The organism is Bacillus pseudomycoides DSM 12442, from assembly GCF_000161455.1.
GTDB lineage: Bacteria > Bacillota > Bacilli > Bacillales > Bacillaceae_G > Bacillus_A > Bacillus_A pseudomycoides.
This window is the reverse complement of record NZ_CM000745.1, coordinates 3,017,750-3,042,299: the sequence shown is the minus strand read 5'-3', so window position 1 is coordinate 3,042,299 and position 24,550 is coordinate 3,017,750. Positions and strand designations below refer to the sequence as shown.

At 36.0% G+C, this 24,550-nt stretch carries 26 protein-coding genes; 9 read left to right on the top strand and 17 right to left on the bottom strand.

Features of this window, described 5'->3' with window-relative positions:
- Nucleotides 1-358: 358 nt before the first annotated feature.
- The 7 genes from parC to BPMYX0001_RS15290 all read right to left on the bottom strand — a co-directional run bounded on the left by parC (nt 359) and on the right by BPMYX0001_RS15290 (nt 10,190).
- A complete protein-coding gene (gene parC, locus BPMYX0001_RS15320; protein ID WP_006095655.1) occupies nt 359-2,779 on the bottom strand; it encodes a DNA topoisomerase IV subunit A in 2,421 nt (806 codons plus the stop codon).
- A 1-nt stretch (nt 2,780) separates the two neighbouring features.
- Nucleotides 2,781-4,745: a DNA topoisomerase IV subunit B gene (gene parE, locus BPMYX0001_RS15315; protein WP_006095654.1), complete on the bottom strand. Its 1,965-nt coding sequence runs from the start codon at nt 4,743-4,745 to the stop codon at nt 2,781-2,783.
- A 374-nt stretch (nt 4,746-5,119) separates the two neighbouring features.
- On the bottom strand, nt 5,120-5,533 hold the full coding sequence (locus BPMYX0001_RS15310) for a CoA-binding protein (protein ID WP_003207948.1): 414 nt from the start codon (nt 5,531-5,533) through the stop codon (nt 5,120-5,122).
- A 72-nt stretch (nt 5,534-5,605) separates the two neighbouring features.
- Complete coding sequence (locus tag BPMYX0001_RS15305; RefSeq protein WP_006095653.1) at nt 5,606-6,835, bottom strand: S1C family serine protease; 1,230 nt, start codon at nt 6,833-6,835, stop codon at nt 5,606-5,608.
- Nucleotides 6,836-7,188: 353 nt separating this feature from the next.
- A complete protein-coding gene (locus tag BPMYX0001_RS15300) occupies nt 7,189-7,866 on the bottom strand; it encodes a response regulator transcription factor (protein ID WP_003199064.1) in 678 nt (225 codons plus the stop codon).
- A gap of 18 nt (nt 7,867-7,884) precedes the next feature.
- Complete coding sequence (nrdG, locus tag BPMYX0001_RS15295; protein WP_018765335.1) at nt 7,885-8,337, bottom strand: anaerobic ribonucleoside-triphosphate reductase activating protein; 453 nt, start codon at nt 8,335-8,337, stop codon at nt 7,885-7,887.
- On the bottom strand, nt 8,334-10,190 hold the full coding sequence (locus BPMYX0001_RS15290) for an anaerobic ribonucleoside triphosphate reductase (protein WP_033799048.1): 1,857 nt from the start codon (nt 10,188-10,190) through the stop codon (nt 8,334-8,336). The genes nrdG and BPMYX0001_RS15290 overlap by 4 nt, the downstream gene beginning before the upstream one ends.
- A 226-nt stretch (nt 10,191-10,416) precedes the next feature.
- On the opposite strand from BPMYX0001_RS15290, the gene plsY reads away from it, so the two are divergent.
- Nucleotides 10,417-11,013, top strand: coding sequence for a glycerol-3-phosphate 1-O-acyltransferase PlsY (plsY, locus tag BPMYX0001_RS15285; RefSeq protein WP_003199069.1), 597 nt, complete (start codon nt 10,417-10,419; stop codon nt 11,011-11,013).
- Between the two features lie 108 nt (nt 11,014-11,121).
- Nucleotides 11,122-11,412 (top strand): HesB/YadR/YfhF family protein, encoded by a 291-nt coding sequence (locus BPMYX0001_RS15280; protein WP_006095651.1) that lies wholly within the window; start codon nt 11,122-11,124, stop codon nt 11,410-11,412.
- Between the two features lie 26 nt (nt 11,413-11,438).
- Here BPMYX0001_RS15280 and BPMYX0001_RS15275 read toward each other — a convergent pair whose 3' ends face one another.
- The gene (locus BPMYX0001_RS15275; protein WP_003199074.1) at nt 11,439-11,858 is read right to left on the bottom strand and encodes an acyl-CoA thioesterase; all 420 of its coding nucleotides are present in this window, start codon (nt 11,856-11,858) and stop codon (nt 11,439-11,441) included.
- Between the two features lie 110 nt (nt 11,859-11,968).
- Here BPMYX0001_RS15275 and BPMYX0001_RS15270 point away from each other — a divergent pair, with 110 nt between their 5' ends.
- Complete coding sequence (locus BPMYX0001_RS15270; protein WP_006095650.1) at nt 11,969-13,261, top strand: glycoside hydrolase family 18 protein; 1,293 nt, start codon at nt 11,969-11,971, stop codon at nt 13,259-13,261.
- Between the two features lie 16 nt (nt 13,262-13,277).
- On the opposite strand, the gene tlp is transcribed toward BPMYX0001_RS15270, so the two are convergent.
- The 5 genes from tlp to BPMYX0001_RS15250 form a co-directional block, all read right to left on the bottom strand.
- Complete coding sequence (gene tlp, locus BPMYX0001_RS15265) at nt 13,278-13,502, bottom strand: small acid-soluble spore protein Tlp (RefSeq protein WP_003199079.1); 225 nt, start codon at nt 13,500-13,502, stop codon at nt 13,278-13,280.
- Nucleotides 13,503-13,607: 105 nt separating this feature from the next.
- Nucleotides 13,608-13,742, bottom strand: coding sequence for an acid-soluble spore protein SspN (gene sspN, locus BPMYX0001_RS15260; RefSeq protein WP_003199081.1), 135 nt, complete (start codon nt 13,740-13,742; stop codon nt 13,608-13,610).
- Between the two features lie 43 nt (nt 13,743-13,785).
- Complete coding sequence (locus BPMYX0001_RS30980; protein WP_003199083.1) at nt 13,786-13,929, bottom strand: FbpB family small basic protein; 144 nt, start codon at nt 13,927-13,929, stop codon at nt 13,786-13,788.
- Nucleotides 13,930-14,200: 271 nt separating this feature from the next.
- The gene (locus BPMYX0001_RS15255) at nt 14,201-15,148 is read right to left on the bottom strand and encodes a 3'-5' exonuclease (protein WP_006095648.1); all 948 of its coding nucleotides are present in this window, start codon (nt 15,146-15,148) and stop codon (nt 14,201-14,203) included.
- A 116-nt stretch (nt 15,149-15,264) separates the two neighbouring features.
- The gene (locus tag BPMYX0001_RS15250) at nt 15,265-15,840 is read right to left on the bottom strand and encodes a peroxiredoxin family protein (protein WP_033799047.1); all 576 of its coding nucleotides are present in this window, start codon (nt 15,838-15,840) and stop codon (nt 15,265-15,267) included.
- Nucleotides 15,841-16,039: 199 nt separating this feature from the next.
- Here BPMYX0001_RS15250 and BPMYX0001_RS15245 point away from each other — a divergent pair, with 199 nt between their 5' ends.
- Complete coding sequence (locus BPMYX0001_RS15245) at nt 16,040-16,630, top strand: YjdJ family protein (protein WP_033799046.1); 591 nt, start codon at nt 16,040-16,042, stop codon at nt 16,628-16,630.
- Nucleotides 16,631-17,023: 393 nt separating this feature from the next.
- Nucleotides 17,024-17,359 (top strand): YmzC family protein, encoded by a 336-nt coding sequence (locus BPMYX0001_RS15240; RefSeq protein WP_006095645.1) that lies wholly within the window; start codon nt 17,024-17,026, stop codon nt 17,357-17,359.
- 120 nt (nt 17,360-17,479) lie between these two features.
- Here the strand turns inward: BPMYX0001_RS15240 and acnA are convergent, their stop codons facing one another.
- The gene (gene acnA / locus BPMYX0001_RS15235) at nt 17,480-20,203 is read right to left on the bottom strand and encodes an aconitate hydratase AcnA (RefSeq protein WP_006095644.1); all 2,724 of its coding nucleotides are present in this window, start codon (nt 20,201-20,203) and stop codon (nt 17,480-17,482) included.
- 283 nt (nt 20,204-20,486) lie between these two features.
- On the opposite strand from acnA, the gene sspO reads away from it, so the two are divergent.
- Nucleotides 20,487-20,636 (top strand): small acid-soluble spore protein O, encoded by a 150-nt coding sequence (gene sspO, locus BPMYX0001_RS15230; RefSeq protein ID WP_006095643.1) that lies wholly within the window; start codon nt 20,487-20,489, stop codon nt 20,634-20,636.
- A 38-nt stretch (nt 20,637-20,674) separates the two neighbouring features.
- Here the strand turns inward: sspO and BPMYX0001_RS15225 are convergent, their stop codons facing one another.
- Nucleotides 20,675-21,400, bottom strand: a complete 726-nt coding sequence (locus tag BPMYX0001_RS15225; RefSeq protein ID WP_033799045.1) for a polysaccharide deacetylase family protein — start codon at nt 21,398-21,400, stop codon at nt 20,675-20,677.
- A gap of 44 nt (nt 21,401-21,444) precedes the next feature.
- On the bottom strand, nt 21,445-21,708 hold the full coding sequence (locus tag BPMYX0001_RS15220) for a hypothetical protein (protein WP_006095641.1): 264 nt from the start codon (nt 21,706-21,708) through the stop codon (nt 21,445-21,447).
- 120 nt (nt 21,709-21,828) lie between these two features.
- On the opposite strand from BPMYX0001_RS15220, the gene BPMYX0001_RS15215 reads away from it, so the two are divergent.
- Together BPMYX0001_RS15215 and BPMYX0001_RS15210 are read left to right on the top strand one after the other, a co-directional pair.
- Nucleotides 21,829-21,972, top strand: a complete 144-nt coding sequence (locus tag BPMYX0001_RS15215; RefSeq protein WP_033799044.1) for a small acid-soluble spore protein P — start codon at nt 21,829-21,831, stop codon at nt 21,970-21,972.
- Between the two features lie 143 nt (nt 21,973-22,115).
- The gene (locus tag BPMYX0001_RS15210; protein WP_006095640.1) at nt 22,116-22,496 is read left to right on the top strand and encodes an Hsp20 family protein; all 381 of its coding nucleotides are present in this window, start codon (nt 22,116-22,118) and stop codon (nt 22,494-22,496) included.
- Nucleotides 22,497-22,815: 319 nt separating this feature from the next.
- Here the strand turns inward: BPMYX0001_RS15210 and BPMYX0001_RS15205 are convergent, their stop codons facing one another.
- Nucleotides 22,816-23,208 (bottom strand): hypothetical protein, encoded by a 393-nt coding sequence (locus BPMYX0001_RS15205; RefSeq protein WP_018765327.1) that lies wholly within the window; start codon nt 23,206-23,208, stop codon nt 22,816-22,818.
- A gap of 119 nt (nt 23,209-23,327) precedes the next feature.
- Here BPMYX0001_RS15205 and BPMYX0001_RS15200 point away from each other — a divergent pair, with 119 nt between their 5' ends.
- Nucleotides 23,328-24,548 carry an alanyl-tRNA editing protein gene (locus BPMYX0001_RS15200; protein WP_078211738.1) on the top strand — a complete coding sequence of 407 codons (1,221 nt, stop codon included), beginning with the start codon at nt 23,328-23,330 and terminating at the stop codon, nt 24,546-24,548.
- Nucleotides 24,549-24,550: the final 2 nt, after the last annotated feature.

Below are 24,550 nucleotides of genomic sequence, written 5' to 3'. Positions count from 1 at the left end.
TAATATAAAAAAAGCACTATTCTTTCTGTATATTTCCACAGAAAGAATAGTGCTTTTTTGTGCCTCGCAACAGTATAAGATTTTAACAAAGGATTATAACTTGAAACAATATATTTTCGAGAGTTTCTTATCGTCTTAATATGATGATGACGTACTGTTCCCCGTTTCTATCAATACATAATCCCCCTTATTTTTCATCCTAATTCTTTTTGATTTACTTTCATGAAAAAACTAAAAAAATTAGAATAGTGGTGAATTTAAAGCCCTACTACTCCAAGAAACCCATGTTCTATATAGAACATGGGTTTCACTAATAAGATAAGTATATTTAATTGAAATACTTACTATCGTTTATTCACTATATCCGTTTCTTCGTCCACGTCTCAACCACTTCACCCGTATCAGTAACATCTAGTACTAAACTACCGTTACTATACCGGTCTTTATTACGAAATGCTTTTGGATCTATTTCTTCTACAATCTGTTTTTCTGTTTTCATATAAACAAGTTCATCATCACGAACAATTTCAATACCGACAATACGGTACGGATTACGTTTTAACTCTTTGAAGATAACAAGGCCTCGCTTCGCCCTTGTTGATTTCTCAATTTCGGAAGCTTTTAATCGCTTAACTGCACCGCGCTGCGTTACGAGAATCAATTGATCTTTTTCACTATTTAACGCTCTACCAGAAGCAACATAATCATCTTCTTTTAAATTAATCCCTTTTACCCCAGCTGCTCTTACACCAACTGGGCTTACTTCTTCTTCATTAAAAATAAGTGCATATGCACCATGTGTTGCAAGAACAATATCACTTGTTCCATCTGTTGCGAAGATATCGACAACTTCATCATCTTTTTTCAAGTTTACGGCTACAAACGCTCTTGAATAGCGCTGAACTTTATACTGATTTAATTCCGTTTTCTTAATCATACCATTTCGTGTAACAAACACAATAAATCGCTTTTCTTCCTCGAAATTCGGTACAACGGTTGCCCAAATTAATGTCTCGTCCCTATCAAGTGAAACGATATTTGCCACATGCTGACCTAAATCTTTCCAACGAATGTCCGGCATTTCGTATACTGGAAGATAAATATAATTTCCTTTATTCGTAAATAAGAGAACTATTTCTGTTGTATTTGTATCGAAACGCTCGAGTAAGATGTCGCCCTCTTTCATACCGAAGTCTTTCCCGTTCGATGCATTATGTGAGCGCCAACCAGTTCGCTTCACATAACCTTCTTTCGTTACAGTAACGATGACATCCTCCTGTGGAATCATAACTTCCACATCAATTTTAATTTCTTCAATTTCCTCTTCAATAACAGCACGGCGATTATCGCTATACGTTTTCTTTACTCTCTTTAGATCTGCTTTAATGACCTGAAGGAGCTTTTTCTCACTTTGTAAAATCGCTTGTAATTCTGTAATTTTCTTCTCTAGTTCTTCCGCTTCTTTTTCTAGTGCTGTAATATCTGTATTTGTTAAACGATACAGTTGCAAGGATACAATTGCTTCTGCCTGCGCTTCTGTGAATCCAAATTTTGCACTTAAATTATCTTTTGCATTACGCTTATCTTTAGATGCTCGAATTGTTTCAATTACCTCATCTAAAATCGATAATGCTTTCATTAAACCTGCCACAATATGTTGACGATTTTCAGCTTTTCGCAACTCATATTCCGAACGACGTGTAACAACTTCTTTTTGATGCCCAATGTACGCATCTAAAATCTTGGGTAACGTCATTAATGTTGGACGACGATTATTTATAGCCACCATATTGAAGTTATATGGAACTTGTAAATCAGTATTTTTATATAAGTAATTTAAAATACCTTCTGCGTTTGCTTCTTTTTTTAGTTCCACAACAATACGAAGACCTGTACGATCTGTCTCATCACGTACTTCCGCAATTCCATCTAGCTTTTTATCTAGACGTAGTTCATCCATTTTCTTTACAAGGTTTGCTTTATTGACTTCGTATGGAATTTCTGTAATGACAATTTGCTGTTTGCCACCGCGAATCGTTTCAACTTCCGCTTTTCCACGAATGATGATTTTCCCTTTTCCTGTTTCATATGCTTTTTTAATTCCATCAAGCCCTTGAATAATGCCACCTGTTGGGAAATCAGGTCCTTTTATAACTGTTAATAAATCATCTACGGAACTATTTGGCTTATCGATACGCATCATTGTTGCATCAATTACTTCTCCAAGGTGATGCGGTGGAATTTCTGTTGCATATCCAGCTGAAATCCCTGTTGAACCGTTTACCAATAAATTCGGGAACATTGCTGGTAATACAACAGGTTCTTCACTTGTATCGTCAAAGTTTGATACAAATTCTACTGTCTCTTTATCAATATCACGGAGTAACTCAGATGCAATTGGCGATAAACGAGCTTCTGTATAACGCATTGCTGCCGCTGGATCACCGTCGACACTACCATTATTTCCGTGCATTTCAACTAATACGTTACGTACTTTCCAATCTTGGCTTAAACGTACCATCGCTTCATATACAGAAGAATCACCGTGTGGATGATAGTTACCAATAACATTACCAACTGTTTTAGCTGATTTACGAAATGGTTTATCATGTACGTTTCCTTCTACATACATTGAATATAAAATCCGACGTTGCACTGGCTTTAAACCATCACGAGCATCTGGTAGCGCGCGATCTTGAATAATATATTTACTATAACGTGCAAAGCGGTCACCTAACACGTCTTCAAGCGGGAGGTCATGAAACTTCTCTGCCTGCATGTTATTCCACCTCCGTCTCCATAATCATTTCATTCTCTAAAATATTACCTTCTTCTTGCATACCAAACTGTACATTACGCTCAATCCATTTCCGACGTGGTTCTACTTTATCACCCATCAATGTCGTCACGCGGCGTTCTGCTCTTGCTGCATCGTCAATTTTTACTCGAATTAGCGTACGCGTTTCTGGATTCATTGTTGTTTCCCATAATTGATCCGCGTTCATTTCGCCAAGACCTTTATAGCGCTGCAACATATATCCTTTACCGACCTTTTTCGTTACGCCATCTAATTCTTCATCTGACCATGCATATTCAATGACTTCGCTTTTCCCTTTTCCTTTACTTACTTTATATAAAGGTGGAAGAGCAATAAATACTTTACCAGCTTCAATTAACGGCTTCATATAACGGTAGAAAAACGTAAGTAGTAACACTTGAATATGTGCGCCATCCGTATCAGCATCGGTCATAATTACGACTTTATCATAGTTGATATCTTCGACAGTAAATTCATTTCCAACGCCGCCACCAATTGCATAAATAATTGTATTGATTTCTTCATTTTTGAAAATATCAGCAAGCTTTGCTTTTTCCGTGTTAATGACTTTACCTCGCAGTGGCAAGACAGCTTGGAAACGGCGATCACGCCCTTGCTTTGCAGAGCCACCAGCAGAGTCACCCTCTACTAAATATAGTTCGTTCTTCTGTGGATTACGTGATTGCGCAGGTGTTAACTTCCCGCTCAACGTTCCTTCTGAACGTTTTTTCTTCTTACCAGTACGAGCTTCTTCTCTAGCCTTACGCGCTGCTTCACGGGCTTGTGCTGCTTTAATTGCTTTTCTCACAAGAAGTGTTGCTACATCTGGATTTTCTTCTAAAAAGTATGCTAAATGTTCCGAAACAATTGCATCGACAGATGAACGTCCTTCACTTGTACCAAGCTTACCTTTTGTTTGACCTTCAAATTGCAATAAATCCTCCGGTACACGTACAGAAACAATCGCCGCTAACCCTTCGCGAATATCTGTACCTTCTAGGTTTTTATCTTTTTCTTTTAGCAAAGAGACTTTACGAGCATATTCATTAAAGACACGTGTCATCGCTGTTTTAAATCCTGCCTCATGTGTCCCCCCATCTTTCGTACGTACATTGTTTACGAATGAAAGAATATTTTCTGAATAGCCATCGTTAAATTGAAATGCAAGTTCTGCTTCAATCCCATTTTGTTCACCAGTGAAGTAAACAACTGGATGTATAGAGTCCTTTTCTTCGTTTAAGTAAGAAACAAATGCTTCAATTCCTGTTTCATAATGAAAAACATCTTCTAAATCATTTCGTTCATCTCTTATAGTGATTTTCATACCTTTTAACAGAAATGCAGATTCACGTAATCTCTCACATAACGTTTCATAATTATAATTTGTTGTACTGAAAATTGATGGATCTGGTTTAAAATGCATCGTTGTTCCAGATTGTTTTGTTTTTCCAATTTTCTCTAGTGTCGTTGCAGGAACACCACCATTTTCAAAACGTTGTTCATATATATACCCATCGCGTTTAATGGTTACAACGAGCCATTCTGATAATGCATTTACAACAGATGCACCAACACCGTGTAAACCGCCACTCGTTTTATAACCTCCTTGTCCAAACTTCCCCCCTGCATGAAGTACAGTTAAAATCACTTCAGGTGTAGGTTTTCCAAGTTTATGCATTCCCGTAGGCATTCCGCGCCCTTTATCAATAACACTAATACTATTATTCTTATGTATTACGACAGAAATTTCGTCGCCAAACCCCGCTAATGCTTCATCAACTGAGTTATCTACTATTTCGTATACTAAATGATGCAATCCACGGCTGTCCGTGCTCCCGATATACATACCCGGGCGTTTTCGAACGGCTTCAAGACCTTCAAGCACTTGAATGGCATCTTCATTATATTGAAACTGATGCTTTGCCAAACTCCTTGCCCCTTTCCTAATCAAATCAGAACATACGTTTCTATTATAGAATAACGCCTTAACCATCCTTTTGGCAAGTTATGTTATGTCTTTTATATACTATTTTCAATAGAAAAATCCTTGTTTTTTCACAAGGATTCCTCTAGGCTACTATTTCAGAAAAATAATCGTTTGTCAACAAAAAATGGATATGTATTCCAATTACACACTCCACCATTTGGCAATTAACCAAATGACAATTATCCAAAATGGGATAACAAGTAGCAATCCCCAAAAACAGCCTTTAAAAAATCTCATGATGAACACCTCGTTCATCTACCCAGTCTTCAAGTATTCCCCCGAGCTGAATCGATCTTTCGTTTACAATGTCTATACTACCTCGTCATTGCATGTTCTACTTTTATACAACGATCCATAATAACAGTATATCCCTTTTCCTTTAAAAATTTATATGTATCTTCATCTTGTACTCCTAATTGTGCCCAAAAAACATCCGCATCAATCTCCACAAATTCCTTTGCGACGTCCATTAAAAATTCAGAACGACGGAATACATTTACGATATCGACATGCTCCTTAATGTCTTTTAATGACGGAACAGCTTTTTCTCCCAGTACCTCATCTACGACTGGGTTTACTGGGATAATACGATACCCTGCATCCTGCATTGCTTTTGAAACCATATAGGACGTGCGTTCTGGTTTGTTAGATAATCCAACAACCGCAATTGTTTTGCTATTTTTCAATACTTCACCAATTTCCGTACGAGTTGGGTTTTCAATTGTCATATTAAATCCCTCCTATTCTTTTAGTATAGCCGATAAAGAAAGTCTCTTTCAATACGAAAGAGACTTTCTTTATTAATTCTTAGCAGAAGAGTTATCTGCTAAAGTAGCTGTTTTCGTCATTTTTTCACCATTTCGATAGAATGTTACTTCAATTTTATCGCCAACTTTTTTCTTTTCATATAAATATTTACGGAATTGAAGTGAGTTTTCTACTGTTTGGCCATCTAATGCTACAACAACGTCATACTGCTGAAGTCCTGCTTTTTCAGCTGGTGAGACGGGATAAATTTTGCTTAAGAGAACACCCTTTGTAACATCTTTTGGTAATTTTAATTGTCCTAATGCATACGGTGGGTAATCCTCAAGAGATGCAACTCCTACTCCCATCGCTGGACGTTTTACTGTTCCATCTTTTTCAAGAGATTCAATGACTGGTTTTGCCACATTAATTGGGATAGCAAAGCCAATACCCTCTACTTCTTGCTGTGCAATCTTACTAGAGTTAATGCCGATGACTTGACCATTTTGATTGAATAATGCGCCACCACTGTTCCCTGGGTTAATTGCTGCATCTGTTTGAATCACTTGTGCTTGCCAATCCGGCTGTTTGTCACCATTAATATCCACTGGAATTTCGCGTTCTTTACTACTAATAATCCCTTCTGTTACACTACCATCAAAACCTAATGGATTCCCAATTGCAATAGCCGATTCACCAGCGCGAATTTTACTGGAATCACCAAGTGTGGCTACTTTATTAATATTAGATCCATCAATCTCTACAACAGCTAAATCTAACCATGGATCTTTCCCAACTAATTTTGCATCTACTGTTTTACCATTACTTAGTTTCACTGCCAGTTTGTTTGCTCCGTCTACTACGTGATTATTTGTTACAATGAGAGCTTTATTCCCAGCTTTTTTATAAATTACACCAGATCCTGTTCCAGCTGTTTGTTCCTGCCCTGCTTGCTCCATTGCAAATGGATCTATGTTCTGTTGCATATTGATAACACCTACAACTACTTCTTTCGCCCCTTCAATCATACCAGGTAAATCTGTTTCACCCTTTACTTTATTTGCAACAGGAACCACAGTTCCCTCTACTTTTGAATTAGAAGTTAACGCCGTCCCATTCCCATTTGTCCATGGCATATACGGTGCTGCAAAACTAATGGAAACAGCTCCGATAACTGCTCCAACTAAACCTGTAAAAAAGTAACCTTTTTTACTACCTGATTTTTTTACTTCTCTCGTTTCACTATGCTCTTCATTCATATTTGGTCCGTCATAATATCCCATAATTGATATCCCCTCTCTGCTGAATTCGTATTTTCAGTATAGTCACATTTTGTGTCCTTCTTGTGAACTCATCGTGAAATCCAATTAAAAAAATACTTTTATTCATTATTGTAGACAAAAAATCTGTAATTTGTACATTTTCATCTACAAAAGAGAGTGTAAATGTACTATATTTTCAACCTATAAGTTGCTGCTACGAAAACAAAAAGAGATCTCCACTCGTTTTCTCCCTCTGTTTTCACTCGGCATGGGGCAAAAAAAGGTACTGACCGCTTCTATCCATGGGCGGATTCTCTCTTCCAACCAAAAAGAAAGCTTTTCTATCGTTTTTTCTATTACATAGTATTTAAAAACTATTCCTCAAACTTATATCCAACTCGAATAACAGTTCCGATATGTTTTGCTTTATCCCCTAACTTATTTCGCAATTTTTTTATATGTGTATCTACAGTACGATCATCACCATAATAATCATATCCCCAAAGTTGATCTAATAAATGCTGGCGTGATAATACGATTCCTTTATTCTCCATTAAATAAACAAGAAGTTCAAATTCTTTATGCGTTAATATAATTTCTTCTCCGTTTACCGATACCGTACGCGAAAGACGATTCACATCGATTCCAGCCATAGAAAGTGCATTCTCTTCTGCAACGCCTACTGCCCCATCAGCACGCTTTAATAAAGTTTTCGCCCTAGCTACTAGTACTTTAGGACTAAAAGGCTTTGTTACATATTCATCAGCCCCAAGTTCAAAACCTAACAATGTATCATCTTCGTCAGAACGAGCTGTAAGCATAATAATTGGTACCGCTGACTCTTTTCTAATACGACGACAAACAGACCAACCATCTATCTCTGGCAACATGATATCTAACATAATTAAATCAATTGTATGTTCAGCAAATAATTCTAACGCTTGTTTTCCATCTTCAGCTTCTATCACTTCAAAACCTTCATTGCGAAAATAATCACTAACAATTTCGCGTAGCCTTCTTTCGTCTTCAACAAGTAATACTGTTTTGTTCATCTGACCTATCCCGCCTTTTTACTCTTTCAATCGAATAATACGTTGATTGGAGCTTCCGCGAAACGGAAGTGTCAAGTCTCTTTTTTGAAGTTCAAACCTTCCATCGACCAGAACATCCCCATAGTGTAACAACTCTATCATATCATTATTTTGAGAACTCTGTATCTCTTCTAATGTATAACCTGTGTAAATCCATAAGTTTTTTTTCAAAGCCTTCACCGCATTTGCTACCTTCTTCACTTCAGCAGCTTGAAAAAATGGATCTCCACCTGAAAATGTTACATCAGTAAGCGGGTTTTTGGCAATCTCTTTCACAATTTCTTCTACGGTCATTTCAGTTCCATTACAAATATTCCATGACTTAGGATTATGACATCCTAAACAACGATGCGGACAGCCCGCAAAAAACACGACTGTCCGCAATCCGTCACCATCTACTACACTATCATGAATAATATTCATTACTCTCATTTATGTTTCACCCGATCCGCTTCTTCACTGCGCTTTGCACTATTCCATTTAGACATATCACCTACAAGATATCCTGTTATACGGCGAATTCTTTCGATATCATTCTCATCCTCGTTTCCACAACTTGGACATTCATTTTTGATGACACCATGATAGCCACAGCATTTACAACGATCCACAGGGTGATTAATGGAGCCATATCCGACTCCATACTCTGCCATTGCCTGCACAATTTGTTTTAATGCTTTTTGGTTATGAACCGCCGCTCCATCTAATTCAATATACGTTATATGTCCGCCATTACAAAGCGTATGAAATGGCCCTTCTAAACGTATTTTATCTATCGCTTGGATGTTATAATACACCGGAATATGAAATGAATTTGTATAATAATTATGATTTGTTACACCGCTAATCATTCCAAATTCTTCTCGATCTTTTTTAACAAACTTACCTGATAGTCCCTCTGCAGGCGTTGCAATTAAAGAGAAATTCAATTGATGTTCTTCCGTTGCTGCATCCATTTTCTGTCTCATAAAGGTAACAATCTCACATCCAAGATTCCATGATTCTTTATCTTCTCCATGATGTTTTCCTGTTAAAACAACTAAACATTCTGCAAGGCCAATAAAACCAATACTTAATGTTCCTTGTTTTAAAATCTCAGCAACAGAATCTTCAGGATGCAGTTTTTCTCCGCCCCGCCATACTCCTTGCGAATATAAAAAGTGAAAATCTCTTGCCTTTTTCTTACATTGGTAAGCAAATCTTTCTAATAGTTGACGAATACCAAGATCTATATAATAATTTAAAGCTTCAAAAAATGCTTCTTTTGAACCGCTAATCAATGCTAATTTTACTAAGTTAATAGAAGTAAACGATAAATTCCCTCTTCCAATCGCGGTCTCTTCCCCATGAATATTAGACATAACACGCGTACGACAGCCCATATAACATACTTCGCTTTCTGGGCGACCATCATAATGAACTGCATTAAATGGCGCATCTAAAAATGAAAAGTTCGGGAATAATCGTTCTGCTGTCGTCTCTAACGCCAATTCAAATAAATCATAGTTCGGATCACTTTCTTCAAAATTCACACCTTTTTTTACTTTAAAGATTTGAATAGGGAAAATGGGTGTTTCACCTTTTCCTAATCCAGCTTGCGTCGCCCGTAATAATTGTCTAATTAACAATCTTCCTTCTTTCGACGTGTCCGTTCCGTAGTTAATAGAAATAAACGGAACTTGCCCACCACCTCTGCTATGCATACTATTGGAATTATGAATAAAAGCTTCACAAGCTTGATACGTATCATTCTCTGTTTCTTTCCACGCAAACTCTTCTACTTGCTCTTTTGTTAACGGATACGTTTCTAATCTTTTCTTATTTTTCTCGAATGTTTTTCTCACATACGGTGCTAAATCAATGTCAAATAACGCAGCTGATTGACCACCGTGCTGCATGTTTTGATTCGCTTGGAAAATAATCGAAGAAAGTGCCAATGCACTTTTAATATCTTGTGGTTGCCTCATATGCCCATGCCCGGTATGAAATCCTTTTTCAAGCATTTGCGCTAAAGGAATCTGCGAACATGTTGTTGTACCTGTCGCATAAAAATCTAAATCATGTGGGTATAATATATTTTGATCTATTGCTTTTTTTACTTGTTCAGAAAGTAAGTGTTCCATTGCATAATATTTTGCACTCTCAGATGCAAATGTTCCCATCATCCCCATAGGAGACCGCCCATCAACATTTGCATTTTCTTGCATTAAATCTTGCTCATTCCCGTGGACAATTGTTTCAAAAATCTTCATTAACTCTTCTCCACATGCACTTTGTTTCATCATTTCCCAAACCTCCAACAACATCTTGTTAATTCACTAACAAAATGATACAACATATAGTTATAGTAGATCTGTGAGAAATGTAACATTCTTGTGAAAGTTTTTTTAAGAAACTTTGAATTTTTCATTTACAAAAAAGAAATGTGCTCTTTACAAATGTATGGTACAATATATGGGAAAAACTCTTTTTACCCTTTATCAACACATTTGAATAAAGGAGACTGAACTTATGCTTATTACATATCTTTTATTTATCGTTGCCTATTTACTTGGCTCGATTCCATTTGCACTTGTTGTTGGAAAAATTGGTTATGGAATCGACATTCGCGAGCATGGTAGCGGTAATTTAGGAGGAACGAATACATTTCGGACGCTAGGGAAAAAAGCAGGTTTTATCGTTACAATTGCTGACATTTTAAAGGGAACGTTAGCGACAGCTCTGCCGTTAATTTTCGCCTTAGATATCCATCCCCTTTGGTTTGGATTAGCTGCAGTTCTTGGACATGTATACCCAATCTTTGCAAAATTCCGCGGCGGAAAAGCAGTTGCAACTTCTGCTGGAGTACTCTTATGCTATGCGCCAGTTATTTTTGCAATATTAGCTGTTATCTTTTTCACCCTTCTATTTACAACGAGATACGTATCGCTTTCTTCTATGGTAACAGCTATCGTAGCTGTTATTGCATCAATTATTGACGGGGATAAAATCTTCATTGTTGCGATGTGTTTATTAGCTGGTATGGTTATTTATAGACACCGTGCAAATATTGGACGAATTATAAATAAAACTGAACCAAAAGCAAATTTGACAAAGAAACAAAAGTAAGGTTGTGACCCACATAACGCAAAAAGAAAACGCGAAGCATATTAATAGCGTCTTTTTGCGTTATTTTTTATACTAAAGAAAAGGCAACATAACTTGGAGGAACTATACATGAATCTTTCCGTAACAAAAGAAGCAGTAAATTGGTATAAAGATGAATTAAACTTACAATCTGGCGATACACTTCGCTTTTTCGTACAATATGGCGGTTGCAGTACTGTTCAAAAAGGACTTTCTTTAGGAATCCGTAAAGACGATCCTGCACATCCTGCTGTTCAAATTCAAGAAGACGGCATTACTTTCTTCGTTGAAGGTGATGATGAATGGTTCTTTGATGGACATGACTTATCCGTTACCTTTAACGACAGTGATGACTTCCCTCAATTTAATTACGAAAAATAAAAAGCGTGGTNTTTTGCCACGCTTTTTTATTTTTTCTTAATTTCCTCATATTTCGCATACCACTCTGGATATAGTTTCTTAAAGGACACAGGACGAAAACCTTCTTTTTTCGCACAAATATTTGTTGTTGTAGCTGTAATACAAAGATCTCCATCACCGTTATAAATTTCATATCCATATATAACGCGAAGGGGACTAACTGAATCAATCCATGTTTTCACAATTGCTTTCTCTCCATAACGCATTGCTTTCCGATATGAAATTTGCAAATCTAATACGGGAGAAATAACCCCTTCTTTCTCCATTTCAATATATGAAAATCCTAATTCTTGTATCAATTTTGTACGCCCTAATTCAAGCCATACTAAATAATTTGAATGGTAAACAACGCCCATTTGATCTGTTTCCGCATAGCGGATCTCAATTTCGTGTTCTGCTACAAACATATCTTTATCTCCTTCTCACTTCTGTTTCCTCACATACATTTAATCATAATACAGTGAAATCAAAAATAAAATAGAAACGGTGGATCTTTTTAACTGAAAGGAGCGAATATATGATTCAAATTGTAACCGTTCGTAGTGGTGATAGCGTATATAGCTTAGCGTCAAAATATGGCACTACGCCCGAAGAAATTGTAAAAGACAACGGACTTAATCCAGCTGAGACACTTGTTGTCGGTCAGGCACTGATTGTAAATACGAGAGGTAATAATTATTATGTACAACCCGGAGACAGTCTTTATCGAATTTCTCAAACATATAACGTTCCTCTTGCTAGCTTAGCAAAAGTTAACAATCTATCATTAAAATCCATTCTTCATGTTGGTCAACAACTATATGTACCAAAGGGCTCTAAACGAACGATAGAATCTATTGCCTACTTACAACCTTCTACCATTCCAATTAAAGAAAGTTTAGTGAATGCTACGCGGGCCATCAATCCTTATCTCACATATTTAGCTTACTTTAGCTTTGAAGCATTGCGTGATGGAACGTTAAAAGAGCCGACTGAAACCGCAAGAATTGCTCAAATTGCAGTGCAGGGTCAAACAATCCCAATGCTCGTTATTACAAATATTGAAAATGGAAATTTTAGCGCTGAATTAGCCTCTGTTCTTCTAAGAAACGCTACTATTCAAAATAAATTCATTACAAATATCCTCCAAACAGCTAAAAAATATAATATGCGTGATATTCATTTTGACTTTGAAAATGTTGCACCCGAAGATCGCGAAGCATATAACCGATTTTTACGAAATGTAAAAACACGACTACCTGAAGGATATACGTTAAGCACAACACTTGTTCCAAAAACAAGTTCGAAGCAAAAAGGAAAATTTTTCGAAGCACACGATTACAAAGCCCAGGGGGAAATTGTTGATTTTGTCGTGATTATGACATATGACTGGGGATGGCAAGGTGGACCACCCATGGCAGTTTCTCCTATTGGCCCTGTAAAGCAGGTAATCCAATATGCAAAATCTCAAATGCCCCCGCGAAAAATTATGATGGGACAAAATTTATATGGATTCGACTGGAAGCTTCCCTTTAAAGAAGGAAATCCACCAGCAAAAGCAATTAGCTCTGTCGCAGCCGTTGCACTTGCTCGTAAATATAATGTTCCAATTCGTTATGATTTTACAGCACAAGCACCACACTTTAATTACTTTGATGAAAATGGTGTACAGCATGAAGTATGGTTTGAAGATGCCAGGTCTGTTCAGAGTAAGTTTAATTTAGTAAAAGAACAAGGCATTCGCGGGATTAGCTATTGGAAAATCGGGCTTCCTTTCCCGCAAAATTGGCGTTTACTTGTGGAAAATTTCTCGATTACAAAAAAAGGCTGACAACTGTCAGCCTTTTTTACGCATCATATTCAGATTCATCTTTTATTTCACTTTTCAATGAATCAATACTTTCTAAACGGCGTTGATTTTTCGCTTCAATTGCAGCGCGATCTTTTTCATTCGAAACCTCTGCAGTTTCTTTTGCCTCATTAAAGTTATCAATCGTATTTTGTACCATTTCTTGTAGTTTTTCTACATTATCACTTCTATCATCTGGATTCGCTTTATATTGCTCTGTCATACGATTTCCCTCCTAGTTGAAATATACATACCATGTTAGTTTTCCAAAAACGAATTAGATTATGTATGCACATAAAAAAAGGAGAATGAAAACATTCTCCTTTTTTTAACCGTTATCAACAATCGGTTGTTTCCCTGTTTGGTCTTGCATTTGCTTCCCTTTGTTTCCACCGGCTTTTTTCGACTGTGTTCCAATATGATCTGGTGTAAAATCTTTGGAATTCTTCTTTGGATTTCCCATTCTTATCGCCTCCTTATCACTAGTATCATACTAGTGATAAGAATTATTCAGCCTGCTTAAAAAATTGCATTTCATAACGCTTCTCGATTCGTTCCTCAATCCGTTCAATTGCATCACGATCGTTTAGTAGTTGCCGCTTATTTTCCTTCACAAGTTCTTCAAACGTTCTTCGACGATTTCTTCTCATGCTGCTCATCCTTTCTCCTTCTCTTTCTTACTATAGTTAGTATGAGCAAATGAAAAACTCTTTAATCAGATTTGTAAGAAAATTTTATGTTTTGTCACAGAAAAGTCTTTTGTTAACAAAAAAGTCCATTAGCTGTTCTTAAACAACTAATGGATTTCCAAGCATTTTATCCTGCTATTCACAAACAAGTAATATCCTCTCAAAATTCAGTAAAATGAAACAACTTAAGTAGGAGATGAAGAATTCCCCCACTGATTAAAGTTTCACTTTATCATTTCGTTATACTTAAATACTTTTTAATTTCTTCATCCGCATTATCTTTCATTTCTTTGTACTCATTCAGCGCTTGCATGACTGCATCATAACTCTCTAAAATATAATTTTCTAATTTTGTAAAGTCCTCTATGCTTTCAATCATAATTCTAGTTGTCCCTATTTCACTTTTTAAAGCCGGCTCACATTTTAAAGCAGGATATATCCCTAATATTTCTTGTTCTGTCTTTTCAGTTAAAACATATTTTTTTCGCCCTTTTACCTTCACCCTTATAATCGGATAAAAAGCCTTTATATCTAGATAACTTCCAACACTCACATTGCGAATCCATTCTATATCGCGATTATGCTTTACAAGCATTTCTTTTATTAGTGTGTACACTTCGTCTTCTTCAACCGTTTCTTTTTTTGTTTTCTTTTGTCCTTCTTCTTGAATAGCAGCACATTTTTGATACACAGCTGCACATGTGATACAGTCGTCAAGTGCATTATGAGAACTTAAACGAATTCCGAGCATTCTTTTTAAAGTTTCTAACTTATGGTTCCGGGCATGCTTCATATATCTTTTCGCTAAAAAGACGGTATCAATTACTATATTTTTAGGTTCTGGCAATCTAAGCATTTTTGCATTACTCTTTAAAAAACGCATATCAAACGAAGCATTATGAGCAACAATGGTATCTTCTCCTAAAAACGCTAAAAATAACGGCAAAACTTCCTGAATCGTTGGAGCATCCGAAACGCGATAATTTGTAATCCCTGTTAAACTCGTAATTCGATTAGGAATAAATCGCTCTGGATTTACAAAAGAAACAAATTGATCTGCCAGCTCATGATTACGATACCGAACCGCTGCCACTTGAATTATTCGATCATTATAAGGATTAAATCCTGTCGTTTCAAAATCAATAACAACATAGTCTCCTGTCAATGGTAAATTCCCCACAATATACGCTCCCCAATCATTATTTTCGATGAAATTTCTTTCATCATATCACGAACAAGCTGCTTAATGAAAAAGAAAAGACAGAAATGACAAATAGCCAATTCTGTCCTCTTTCATTATTTTATTTTCGCAATTCTCTTCTCCATTTCTTTTTGTGTCATCGGTCCGATAAATTTATCTTGAATCACACCTTTTGTATCCACAAAATAAGAAGTTGGAATGGTAATTACTTTATACATTGTTGTAACATTTATATCTTTATCAAGCAAAATAGGGAATGTCAATCCCTTCTCTTCTGCAAACTTTTTCACTTTTTCTTCTCCGTTAGCACGTTCAGAAACCGTATAATTTACAGCAAGGATTTCTACATCATCTTTATTCTTCTTATAGAAAGCTTCCATATCCGGCATTTCTTGCTGACAAGGTCCACACCACGTTGCCCAGAAATTTAAAATAACTTTCTTCCCCTTAAAATCCGATAATTTTACTTTTGTGCCATCTAATTTTGATAACTCAAAATCCGGTGCAATCTTGCCTACCTCAATCCCATTTTTTGCAATGATTTCTTTCATCGCCGCTTCGCTTTTCACTGGTTCTTCCCTTACTTGTTTCTCATTCTTTCCGAGCTGTTCATAAACTGCATAGCTCGCTAAACAAAGCAACACTACAACAATGGTAAGCTTTCGCCACATATACATCATCCTTATCGCTTATCTCATTTTATATATCACTTAAAAATAACAATAGTATTTATACTTTATTTTAGCTTATACAGACAACCTTGGAAATATTCTCCTGATAAATAAATAGAATATTCTTAATAACAATGAAAACCGTTTCATTTTATCATATAATTATAATAGTTATAATTTGGAAAGGATGTCATTATTTATGAATAAAACCGTTTTGCATTGGTTACAATATGTTATCATTCTCCCCATCTTATTTTTCTCATTGTTTATTACAAGCTGGACTGCTAGCTACTTAAGTATTTCAGAGGACTGGAAACAACATATCGTCTTCACTCCCCAAACAGCAGAAGACTCCAATCAAATTTATGAAATTGACAAACTGTTGTATGCCTTTAAGTATAATCCAGTTTTTACTACAATTTTTGTATTATCAATTGTCTATTTAATAGGAATTATGATAACTCGCTGGTTATACTGGAGAAAACATAAAACAGGATTAATCGGTTTACAACTCATGATTGTTCTTCCTATTTTTATTTACACATTACTTGTCACACATTCTACAGGTGCGATAATTGCTGTGGAAAAGAATTGGGAGAAATATTTAGTCTTTTCACCAAAATCAATTACAGATGTAAATCAAATTTATTATATTGATAGGTTGTTATACGCATTTCAAAAGTCTCCTATCATTAGTACAGTTCTCATTCTAACTTTTCTTTATATGACAGGGCTAGTTGTAACTAAGCTCTCTCATCAAATACGTTTACGCAAAAATATAAACATATGAGGTGACAATAAGGAAGATGCTTGTACTGTTTTGTGCAAATACCTTCCTTTTAAAAAAAGGATTCTTATGCACTCATTTAAAAAGCCATTCTCTATATTTTTAGTTTCATATTCTATCCTATTAATATTATCGCATGGGTTATCTCCTTATTTAGTAACGATCCTGAAAGAAGAAAAACTGGCCGCATATGCTTTTATCCCGCTATTTTAGGACAGTAAAAGCCCGATTCGTTCAACTAATAATCAGTGGGGGATGAAGAAAGCCTCCACTGATTAAAGTTTCACTTTATACAGCTTTGATATCGTTTATTTTATTCACTACGTTTGACATTATTAGCTTTTACTCTATTACAACAACCTCTAGTTCGTAGTAATTATTGAAAGGATGAACCCTATGGGAGAACACCCAATTAGTAAAGAACTACGCTATATGCGTATTTGTCTTGTAATCTTAATTCTAGTCCTTATATTTTTTAACAAAGAAAGCGTCATTGAAGTTTCTACAAACCATGATACTACTCCAATAAGTGTACAAAATGATCAAACTAGTAATATGACTCAAATTGCAGAAAATACATTTGCTTTACAAGAGAGTAACCCTGACAGCGGTGATCGGCACACTATTAAAATTTTCAAGTATAACCCAGATACAAATAAGATTACATTGGTAAAAGAATTTAATACGGAAAATTCGTCTACATATGAGTATCAACTTAATAAAGCAGAATAAGGAAAGAGATGAAACCATATAGTTTCACCACTTTCCTTGCACATAAAATGAGGAAGCTAACCACAATCAGCTTCCTCATTTCGATTGAAAATATTTACTTTTCTCTATTACTACACTTAATTAGTTTGACACCTTAGACTCTTCAATTTTTTCACGAAGCACCATTTGTAAGATACCACCGTGACGGTAGTAGTCAATTTCTACTTCACTATCGAAACGTGCTACTACTTCAAATTGTTTTTCGTTTCCTTCTGGGTCAATTGCAACTACTTTTACAAGATCGCGTGGTTTAACTGTTTTATCAATTTGAATTTCAAATGATTCGTTACCAACAAGACCTAATGTTTCAGTACTTTCGCCTTCTTTAAATTGTAATGGTAATACGCCCATTAATACAAGGTTACTGCGGTGAATACGCTCGAAGCTTTCTGCGATTACTGCTTTAATACCTAAAAGGTTTGTACCTTTCGCAGCCCAGTCACGAGAACTTCCCATACCGTAATCTTTACCAGCAACTACAAGAAGTCCAGTGCCGTCTTCTTTATATTTCATCGCAGCATCATAGATAGATGTTACTTCACCAGTTGGCCAGTAAGTTGTATATCCACCTTCTGTTCCTGGTGCGATTTGGTTTTTGATACGGATATTTGCGAATGTACCACGCATCATAACTTCATGATTACCACGGCGAGAACCATAAGAGTTAAAGTCAACTGGCTGTACACCATTTTCTAATAAATAGCGGCCTGCTGGTGTATGTTTACCAATTGAACCTGCTGGTGAAATATGGTCTGTTGTTACAGAGTCACCAAATTTACCAACTACGCGTAAACCTGAAAGTGTTTCTACTTCACCTGGTTCTTTTGATAATCCTTCAAAGAACGGTGGATTTTGAATGTATGTTGAGTCATTATCCCAAGTATATAACGCTTCATTTGAAGTTTGAATTTCATTCCAGCGTTCATTGCTGTTAAATACTTGTGCATATTCTTTTTTGAACAATTCAGACGTTACGACGCTTTGAACCACTTCTTCAATTTCTTTAGCTGATGGCCAAATGTCGTTAAAGTAAATCGGGTTACCGTTTGCATCTTTACCGATTGCATCATTTTTCAAGTCGATATCCACTGTACCAGCAAGTGCATACGCCACAACAAGTGGTGGTGATGCTAAGTAGTTCGCTTTTACAAGCGGATGAATACGACCTTCAAAGTTACGGTTACCAGATAAAACAGATGTTACTAATAGGTCATTTGCCGCAATTGCTTCTTCTAATTCTAGTTCTAATGGGCCAGAGTTACCGATACAAGTTGTACATCCGTAACCAACTGTTTGGAATCCTAATTGATCTAAATAAGTTGTTAGGCCTGATTTATCTAAGTATTCCGTTACTACTTTAGATCCTGGTGCTAATGATGTTTTTACATAACCAGGTACTTTAAGTCCTTTTTCAATTGCTTTTTTCGCAACTAAGCCTGCACCAATTAATACATATGGATTAGATGTATTTGTACAGCTTGTAATCGCAGCGATTGCAATTGCACCTGTTTTCATCGTTACTTCTTGATCTTTTAATGCAACTTTCACTTCTTTATCAAATTCTTGTTCATTGAACCCAAGTCCTTGCGTTCCAACTGGTGCCACAACCGCTTTATGGAACTCATCTTTCATGTTTGAAAGAGGGATTAAATCTTGTGGACGTTTTGGTCCTGAAAGGTTAGATTCAATTGTATTTAAATCAATCTCAACAAGATCTGTATAAATTGGATCTTTACTGTCTGCTGTATAGAATAAACCGTTTGCTTTACAGTATTCTTCAACAATGCGAATTTGTTCTTCGTCTCTTCCTGTTAAACGTAAGTAATCTAATGAAATTTCATCAATTGGGAAGAATCCACAAGTTGCACCGTATTCTGGTGCCATGTTTGAAATTGTTGCACGGTCAGCTAAAGGCATGCTTTGTAGTCCGCTACCGAAGAACTCAACAAATTTACCAACTACACCTTTCTGACGTAACACTTGTGTTACTTTTAACGCAACGTCTGTTGCTGTTGTACCACTTGGAAGTGTACCAGTTAATTTAACACCGATTACTTCTGGTACTGGGAAGTATGAAGGTTGTCCAAGCATCCCTGCTTCTGCCTCAATACCACCAACGCCCCATCCAAGGACACCGATACCATTAATCATTGTAGTATGAGAGTCTGTTCCCACTAATGAATCTGGGTATGCAACTAATTCACCTTCAGCATTTTTCACCGCATGAACAACTGGTGCTAAATACTCAAGGTTTACTTGGTGTACAATACCTGTTGCTGGTGGCACTGCACGATAGTTATCAAACGATTTTTGTGCCCAGCTTAAAAATTTATAACGTTCTTCATTACGTTTAAACTCTAAGTCCATGTTGAATTCAAGCGCGTCTGCTGTACCCGCTCTATCAACCTGTACAGAGTGATCGATTACAAGATCTACAGTAATTTCCGGATTAATTTTATCAGGATCTCCACCCATGTCCGCCATTGCTTTTCGAAGTGAAGCCAAATCAACGACAGCTGGAACACCTGTGAAGTCTTGTAAAATTACGCGAGATGGTTTAAATGGAACATCGATATCTTGAACATCTTTCGTTCCCCACTTCGCTAAATTTGTAACATGCTCTTCTGTAATGACACGTCCATCAACTTGACGAAGTACAGATTCAAGCAAAACTTTAATTGAATATGGTAATTGTGATACGTTGCCAACCCCTGCATTTTCAAGCGCTTTCAATTGATAATAATGATACGTTTTTCCATCTACTTCAAATGTTTCACGAGATTGAAATGGATTATGTTTGACCATTATGTTTCCCCCCTGTTAAACGTGACTGAGTTGTCTGAATATAAAATGTAGACAAATTTTTCAATACCTTACGATAATATCTTATTACAACTTTCTAAATAAGTAAATAATAAGAAACTTATAGTTTATCATAAGTTTTCTTTATCTCTGGAATTTTGAATAGTCTTCGCTCTCCTTATGAATACTATTACCATAAAGTAAAGCTTTCTCTTTGAGTATTACTTTACGTTCATACATGTATCATTATTTGTTTATAAAGAAAACATTATAGGGGTGAAACTAAATGGGTAAACGTAAAGCAAATCATGTAATTCCAGGAATGAATGCTGCATCAGCACAAGGACAAGGAACTGGTTATAATGAGGAGTTTGCAAACGAACCACTAACACCAGCTCAGCGTCAAAATAATAAAAAACGTAAGAAGAATCAGTAATGAAAAATCCCAAAAGGTACTCCTTTTGGGATTTTTATTTAATGTTTATAACGTAACAATTCCGAAACTTTTACAAATCGATACCCTTCTTTTTGAAGGGCCGGCAGAATTTTCTCTAATGCAGCTACAGTTTGACTCCGATCACTTCCACCATCATGTAATAACACTATATCTCCACTCTTCGCATTTTTCACAACATGATTCACAATGGACTCAGTTCCTGGATTTGCCCAATCTTTTGGATCTTGATGCCAAGACCATAAAACGGTTTGATAACCCGCTTCTTTTGCCGTCGTAAAAACTGCGTAGTTAATATATCCACCTGGTGGACGGAAAAGTAGCGGCTCCTTTACCCACTTTTGTAAATACTTTTTCCCCGCTAAAATATCATCTTTTAATCTTTCATCAGATGCACTTCTAGCATATAAATGATTCATCGTATGATTTCCAATCTCATGTCCTTCCTTTAGCACCTGCTTAACTAAATACGGATTCCGCTGAATCCGAAAACCAATCATAAAAAAAGTTGCCTCAGCTTTATATTGGTGTAATAGCTTTAACACCTGCGGAGTATACGTAGGATCCGGACCATCATCAAATGTAATTGCAATTATCTTCTCGTTATTTGGTACCTCCCACGTTACATAACCCGTAGGCTCTAATTCTTTTCTCATCAGCATTTTCGCTTCTACTTTGTCCACTTGAAATATATGTACAACACAAACCAAACAAATGATTATTACAGAAATTTTTCTTTTCAACATATTGACTCCAAACTTGAACAGGTTGTTGAACTCATACAACCTGTTCAATCGCCTAGCAGATCCACATCTCGTATAATGTTTTGCAAATTACTTTCATACTGCTCAAGTTGTGGACGTTGTGTTTCAGATGCTACTTCCAATGCATTTTGAATTTGTTCATATGCCTCTTGAACTTCTTGGCGTAAATGCTTTAAATCCTGACCATAATTCGGGTCATTTTTCACAATATTTTTGTATAAATTTTCCGCTTGTACGACTCCTTGTTGTGCGGCTTGAAAAGCTTGCTGTTTATCTTTATGATACGGCATACGCTTTCCCCTTTCTGTTATAGTTAGTCTCACTTAGCTTTACCTTTTTTCATAAAAACATTCTCGTATAAATTTACAAAGTTCTCTCATTCTAAATACAAGAAGGAGGTGCAACACAACATGGAAAAAAACAATAGCAAGTCTATTCGTCAAAACACAAAAAAAGGACAGCCTTCTGGGCAACCTGAGCCGCTAAGTGGGTCACATAAAGTAAAAAACCGAAATCATTCAAGACAAAAAAATCACACGCATCACGATATGTAAAAGAAGGACAATGCACATGTATTGTCCTTCTCACTTAAGCTATTTACAACAAACCACTCAACATATTTTCTAGTTTGTTTTTCACCTCTAATTTCTTAATGCATATTATAATATGAATTGAGACTTTACGGAGGGTGTCTTACATGGGCAAGAAAAAGAAAAACTGTCTTTTTCATGTTGATGGTTTTGAAGAATGGATGGATCAGTTTTGCTCTGATTCATACGACAACTTCAGTTTCCCTAATCACATTCACATTGATCTTTGTGAAACGGAGCAAGAGTATATTTTAGAAACTGATATCCTTAATGTGTCAGAACAAGATGTACTTATAAACAAGATGGAGACAGGCCTAGCAATTCATATATTTCATAAGAACTCGTCCTTGCAACGAACAATTTCTTTACCTGCTAACATCATCTATAAAAAAATGCTAGCCTGTTTAGAAAATGGCTTTCTTGCCATACACATTTCAAAAACTGAAGTTGCAAATGAACATGAGAAAAAAGTTCTTTTTTTTAATTAAAACGTTATATAAAAACAGAGTAGAAAAAGTTTGTTACTAATTTTTCCTACCCTGTTTTTTCTTTATTTTATATAAAGTGAAACTTCCATCAGTGTGGGTTTTCTTCATCTCCCACTGATGGAAAGCCTTCACCACTCGAGCTTTTACGAGCAGTTATCCCCTACCTATCTTCCTTTCTTCTCTCTGAACCTTGAGATAGGGAGGATTACTGTCCGTTAATGCGGGGTAAAATTAAGCTTCTAACCCTATTTCATGCATATGCATAGAAAAAGAAAGCAAACTAACAGCTTTCTTCTCCCTGTTTTTATAGTAAATATGATTACACCTTGGCTATCCTAGATAATTCCATGTCAATACCATATGTAAACTGTAACTCTTTGCAAACGTCCTTGATTAGGATGTTCACATCATACTTTTCATTAAATTCAAGAACCGCATTTTCCACTTCCTCATACGTATATTTGTATTCACCAGTGATGACACTTTTTAAATCAAAGCATTCATTGATACAAAGCTGAACGAGAAGCTGATCATACATAGCGGACACATCTTCTTTTTTCCATAATAACTCTTTCACATATAACCGATCGAATATTATACTTTCTCGATTACACTCCATTAAAGTCCGAGTCATTCCATGTAATTCTCGATATAGTTCAGAAATATTTGTATTGAGACGAATCAATTTGTCTACGCCATTTTCATACAGCATTTCATCCACCCCCGTATATTCCCTTTTTCTTATTATAGCAAGAAAATTCTAAAAAAGAGATTTTTTCTTCTGAAATATTAGGAAACTTATTTAGATTGTTTTACAATGAAACTAGTGAGATAGAAAGGAGTACGAAAGTGAACCAAAAATTATATTACATCGATGCCTATCAGCAAACATTTACAGCACAAATTATTAAACAGGCCTATGATAGCGAAGAAAAATTATATGTTACTTTGACAGAAACAGCATTTTACCCAACTGGCGGTGGGCAACCACATGATACAGGAACATTAAATGAAGCTTCCGTCGTCAATGTTGAGGAAGTTGAGGGCGAAATCCGTCATTTTATATCAAGTGAATTACATACAAAAGAGGTAACGGGTAAAATTAATTGGCAGCGTCGTTTTGATCATATGCAACAACATACAGCTCAGCATATTCTATCCGCTGCATTTTGGGATCATTTTGACATTCCCACAATTGGTTTTCATCTTGGAAAAGAAACGATAACAATTGATTTAGATACACCTGAACTTTCGATAGAAACAGCTACTAGCGCACTCCAAATTGCAAATCAGATTGTCTTTGAAAATCATCCTATCCATATTAAATGGATGAACTTAGAGGAAGCAAAACAGTTACCTCTCCGAAAAGAACCAACAATTACAGAAAATATTCGCGTTGTAATCATTGAAAACTACGATTACAACGGTTGTGGTGGCACACATCCAAAATATACAGGTGAAGTGGGGCCAATTCATATAATAGGGTGGGAGCGGAATAAAGGTGGTATCCGTTTAACATTGGTTGCAGGATGGCGTGTACTCAAGTTAATGAAGCGTCATCAACAAATTATTAAAGACGTTTCCAAACAGTTAAATAGTAGTGAAAATGATATTCCAAATAAAGTAACCCAGCTTCTTACTTCTCAAGAAGAAAACGAAAAAGCACTACAAACTATGAACGAAAAACTACTTTTCGTAGAAGCAAATAAATTGTTGCAACAATCCATAGACATACATGCTGGAACACTCATTTCTAAAGTCTTTACACATCGTTCCATGCAGGAAATCACGAAATTATCAGCTATCATTACCGAACAAAATGAAAACTCTATTACATACCTAGTTACCGAAAATGAAGAAAAATTACAATGCGTTCTTGCATGCGGGAAAGCGGTAACAGCAAACATGAATACAATTTTGAAAAATGCTCTTCCTACTATTGAAGGAAAAGGAGGCGGTAATCAAAAAAGCGCTCGCGGCGGAGGAAAAGCAATTATTACAGGTGAAGAATTTCTAGCTCATCTTATTCATTTATCACAAGAAACATTTTAAAG

Coding starts and splice junctions, on each gene's coding strand:
- BPMYX0001_RS15250 (WP_033799047.1), bottom strand. CDS start 15,840: ATGTGGCGAAAGCTTACCATTGTTGTAGTGTTGCTTTGTTTAGCGAGC.
- BPMYX0001_RS15220 (WP_006095641.1), bottom strand. CDS start 21,708: ATGCCGTATCATAAAGATAAACAGCAAGCTTTTCAAGCCGCACAACAA.
- BPMYX0001_RS15245 (WP_033799046.1), top strand. CDS start 16,040: ATGAATAAAACCGTTTTGCATTGGTTACAATATGTTATCATTCTCCCC.
- BPMYX0001_RS15290 (WP_033799048.1), bottom strand. CDS start 10,190: ATGATGAAACAAAGTGCATGTGGAGAAGAGTTAATGAAGATTTTTGAA.
- BPMYX0001_RS15300 (WP_003199064.1), bottom strand. CDS start 7,866: ATGAACAAAACAGTATTACTTGTTGAAGACGAAAGAAGGCTACGCGAA.
- BPMYX0001_RS15225 (WP_033799045.1), bottom strand. CDS start 21,400: ATGTTGAAAAGAAAAATTTCTGTAATAATCATTTGTTTGGTTTGTGTT.
- BPMYX0001_RS15210 (WP_006095640.1), top strand. CDS start 22,116: ATGGGCAAGAAAAAGAAAAACTGTCTTTTTCATGTTGATGGTTTTGAA.
- tlp (WP_003199079.1), bottom strand. CDS start 13,502: ATGACAGAGCAATATAAAGCGAATCCAGATGATAGAAGTGATAATGTA.
- BPMYX0001_RS30980 (WP_003199083.1), bottom strand. CDS start 13,929: ATGAGAAGAAATCGTCGAAGAACGTTTGAAGAACTTGTGAAGGAAAAT.
- BPMYX0001_RS15275 (WP_003199074.1), bottom strand. CDS start 11,858: ATGTTTGTAGCAGAACACGAAATTGAGATCCGCTATGCGGAAACAGAT.
- plsY (WP_003199069.1), top strand. CDS start 10,417: ATGCTTATTACATATCTTTTATTTATCGTTGCCTATTTACTTGGCTCG.
- acnA (WP_006095644.1), bottom strand. CDS start 20,203: ATGGTCAAACATAATCCATTTCAATCTCGTGAAACATTTGAAGTAGAT.
- sspN (WP_003199081.1), bottom strand. CDS start 13,742: ATGGGAAATCCAAAGAAGAATTCCAAAGATTTTACACCAGATCATATT.
- sspO (WP_006095643.1), top strand. CDS start 20,487: ATGGGTAAACGTAAAGCAAATCATGTAATTCCAGGAATGAATGCTGCA.
- BPMYX0001_RS15215 (WP_033799044.1), top strand. CDS start 21,829: ATGGAAAAAAACAATAGCAAGTCTATTCGTCAAAACACAAAAAAAGGA.
- BPMYX0001_RS15305 (WP_006095653.1), bottom strand. CDS start 6,835: ATGGGATATTATGACGGACCAAATATGAATGAAGAGCATAGTGAAACG.
- BPMYX0001_RS15310 (WP_003207948.1), bottom strand. CDS start 5,533: ATGACAATTGAAAACCCAACTCGTACGGAAATTGGTGAAGTATTGAAA.
- BPMYX0001_RS15270 (WP_006095650.1), top strand. CDS start 11,969: ATGATTCAAATTGTAACCGTTCGTAGTGGTGATAGCGTATATAGCTTA.
- parC (WP_006095655.1), bottom strand. CDS start 2,779: ATGCAGGCAGAGAAGTTTCATGACCTCCCGCTTGAAGACGTGTTAGGT.
- BPMYX0001_RS15205 (WP_018765327.1), bottom strand. CDS start 23,208: ATGCTGTATGAAAATGGCGTAGACAAATTGATTCGTCTCAATACAAAT.
- BPMYX0001_RS15280 (WP_006095651.1), top strand. CDS start 11,122: ATGAATCTTTCCGTAACAAAAGAAGCAGTAAATTGGTATAAAGATGAA.
- nrdG (WP_018765335.1), bottom strand. CDS start 8,337: ATGAGAGTAATGAATATTATTCATGATAGTGTAGTAGATGGTGACGGA.
- BPMYX0001_RS15240 (WP_006095645.1), top strand. CDS start 17,024: ATGGGAGAACACCCAATTAGTAAAGAACTACGCTATATGCGTATTTGT.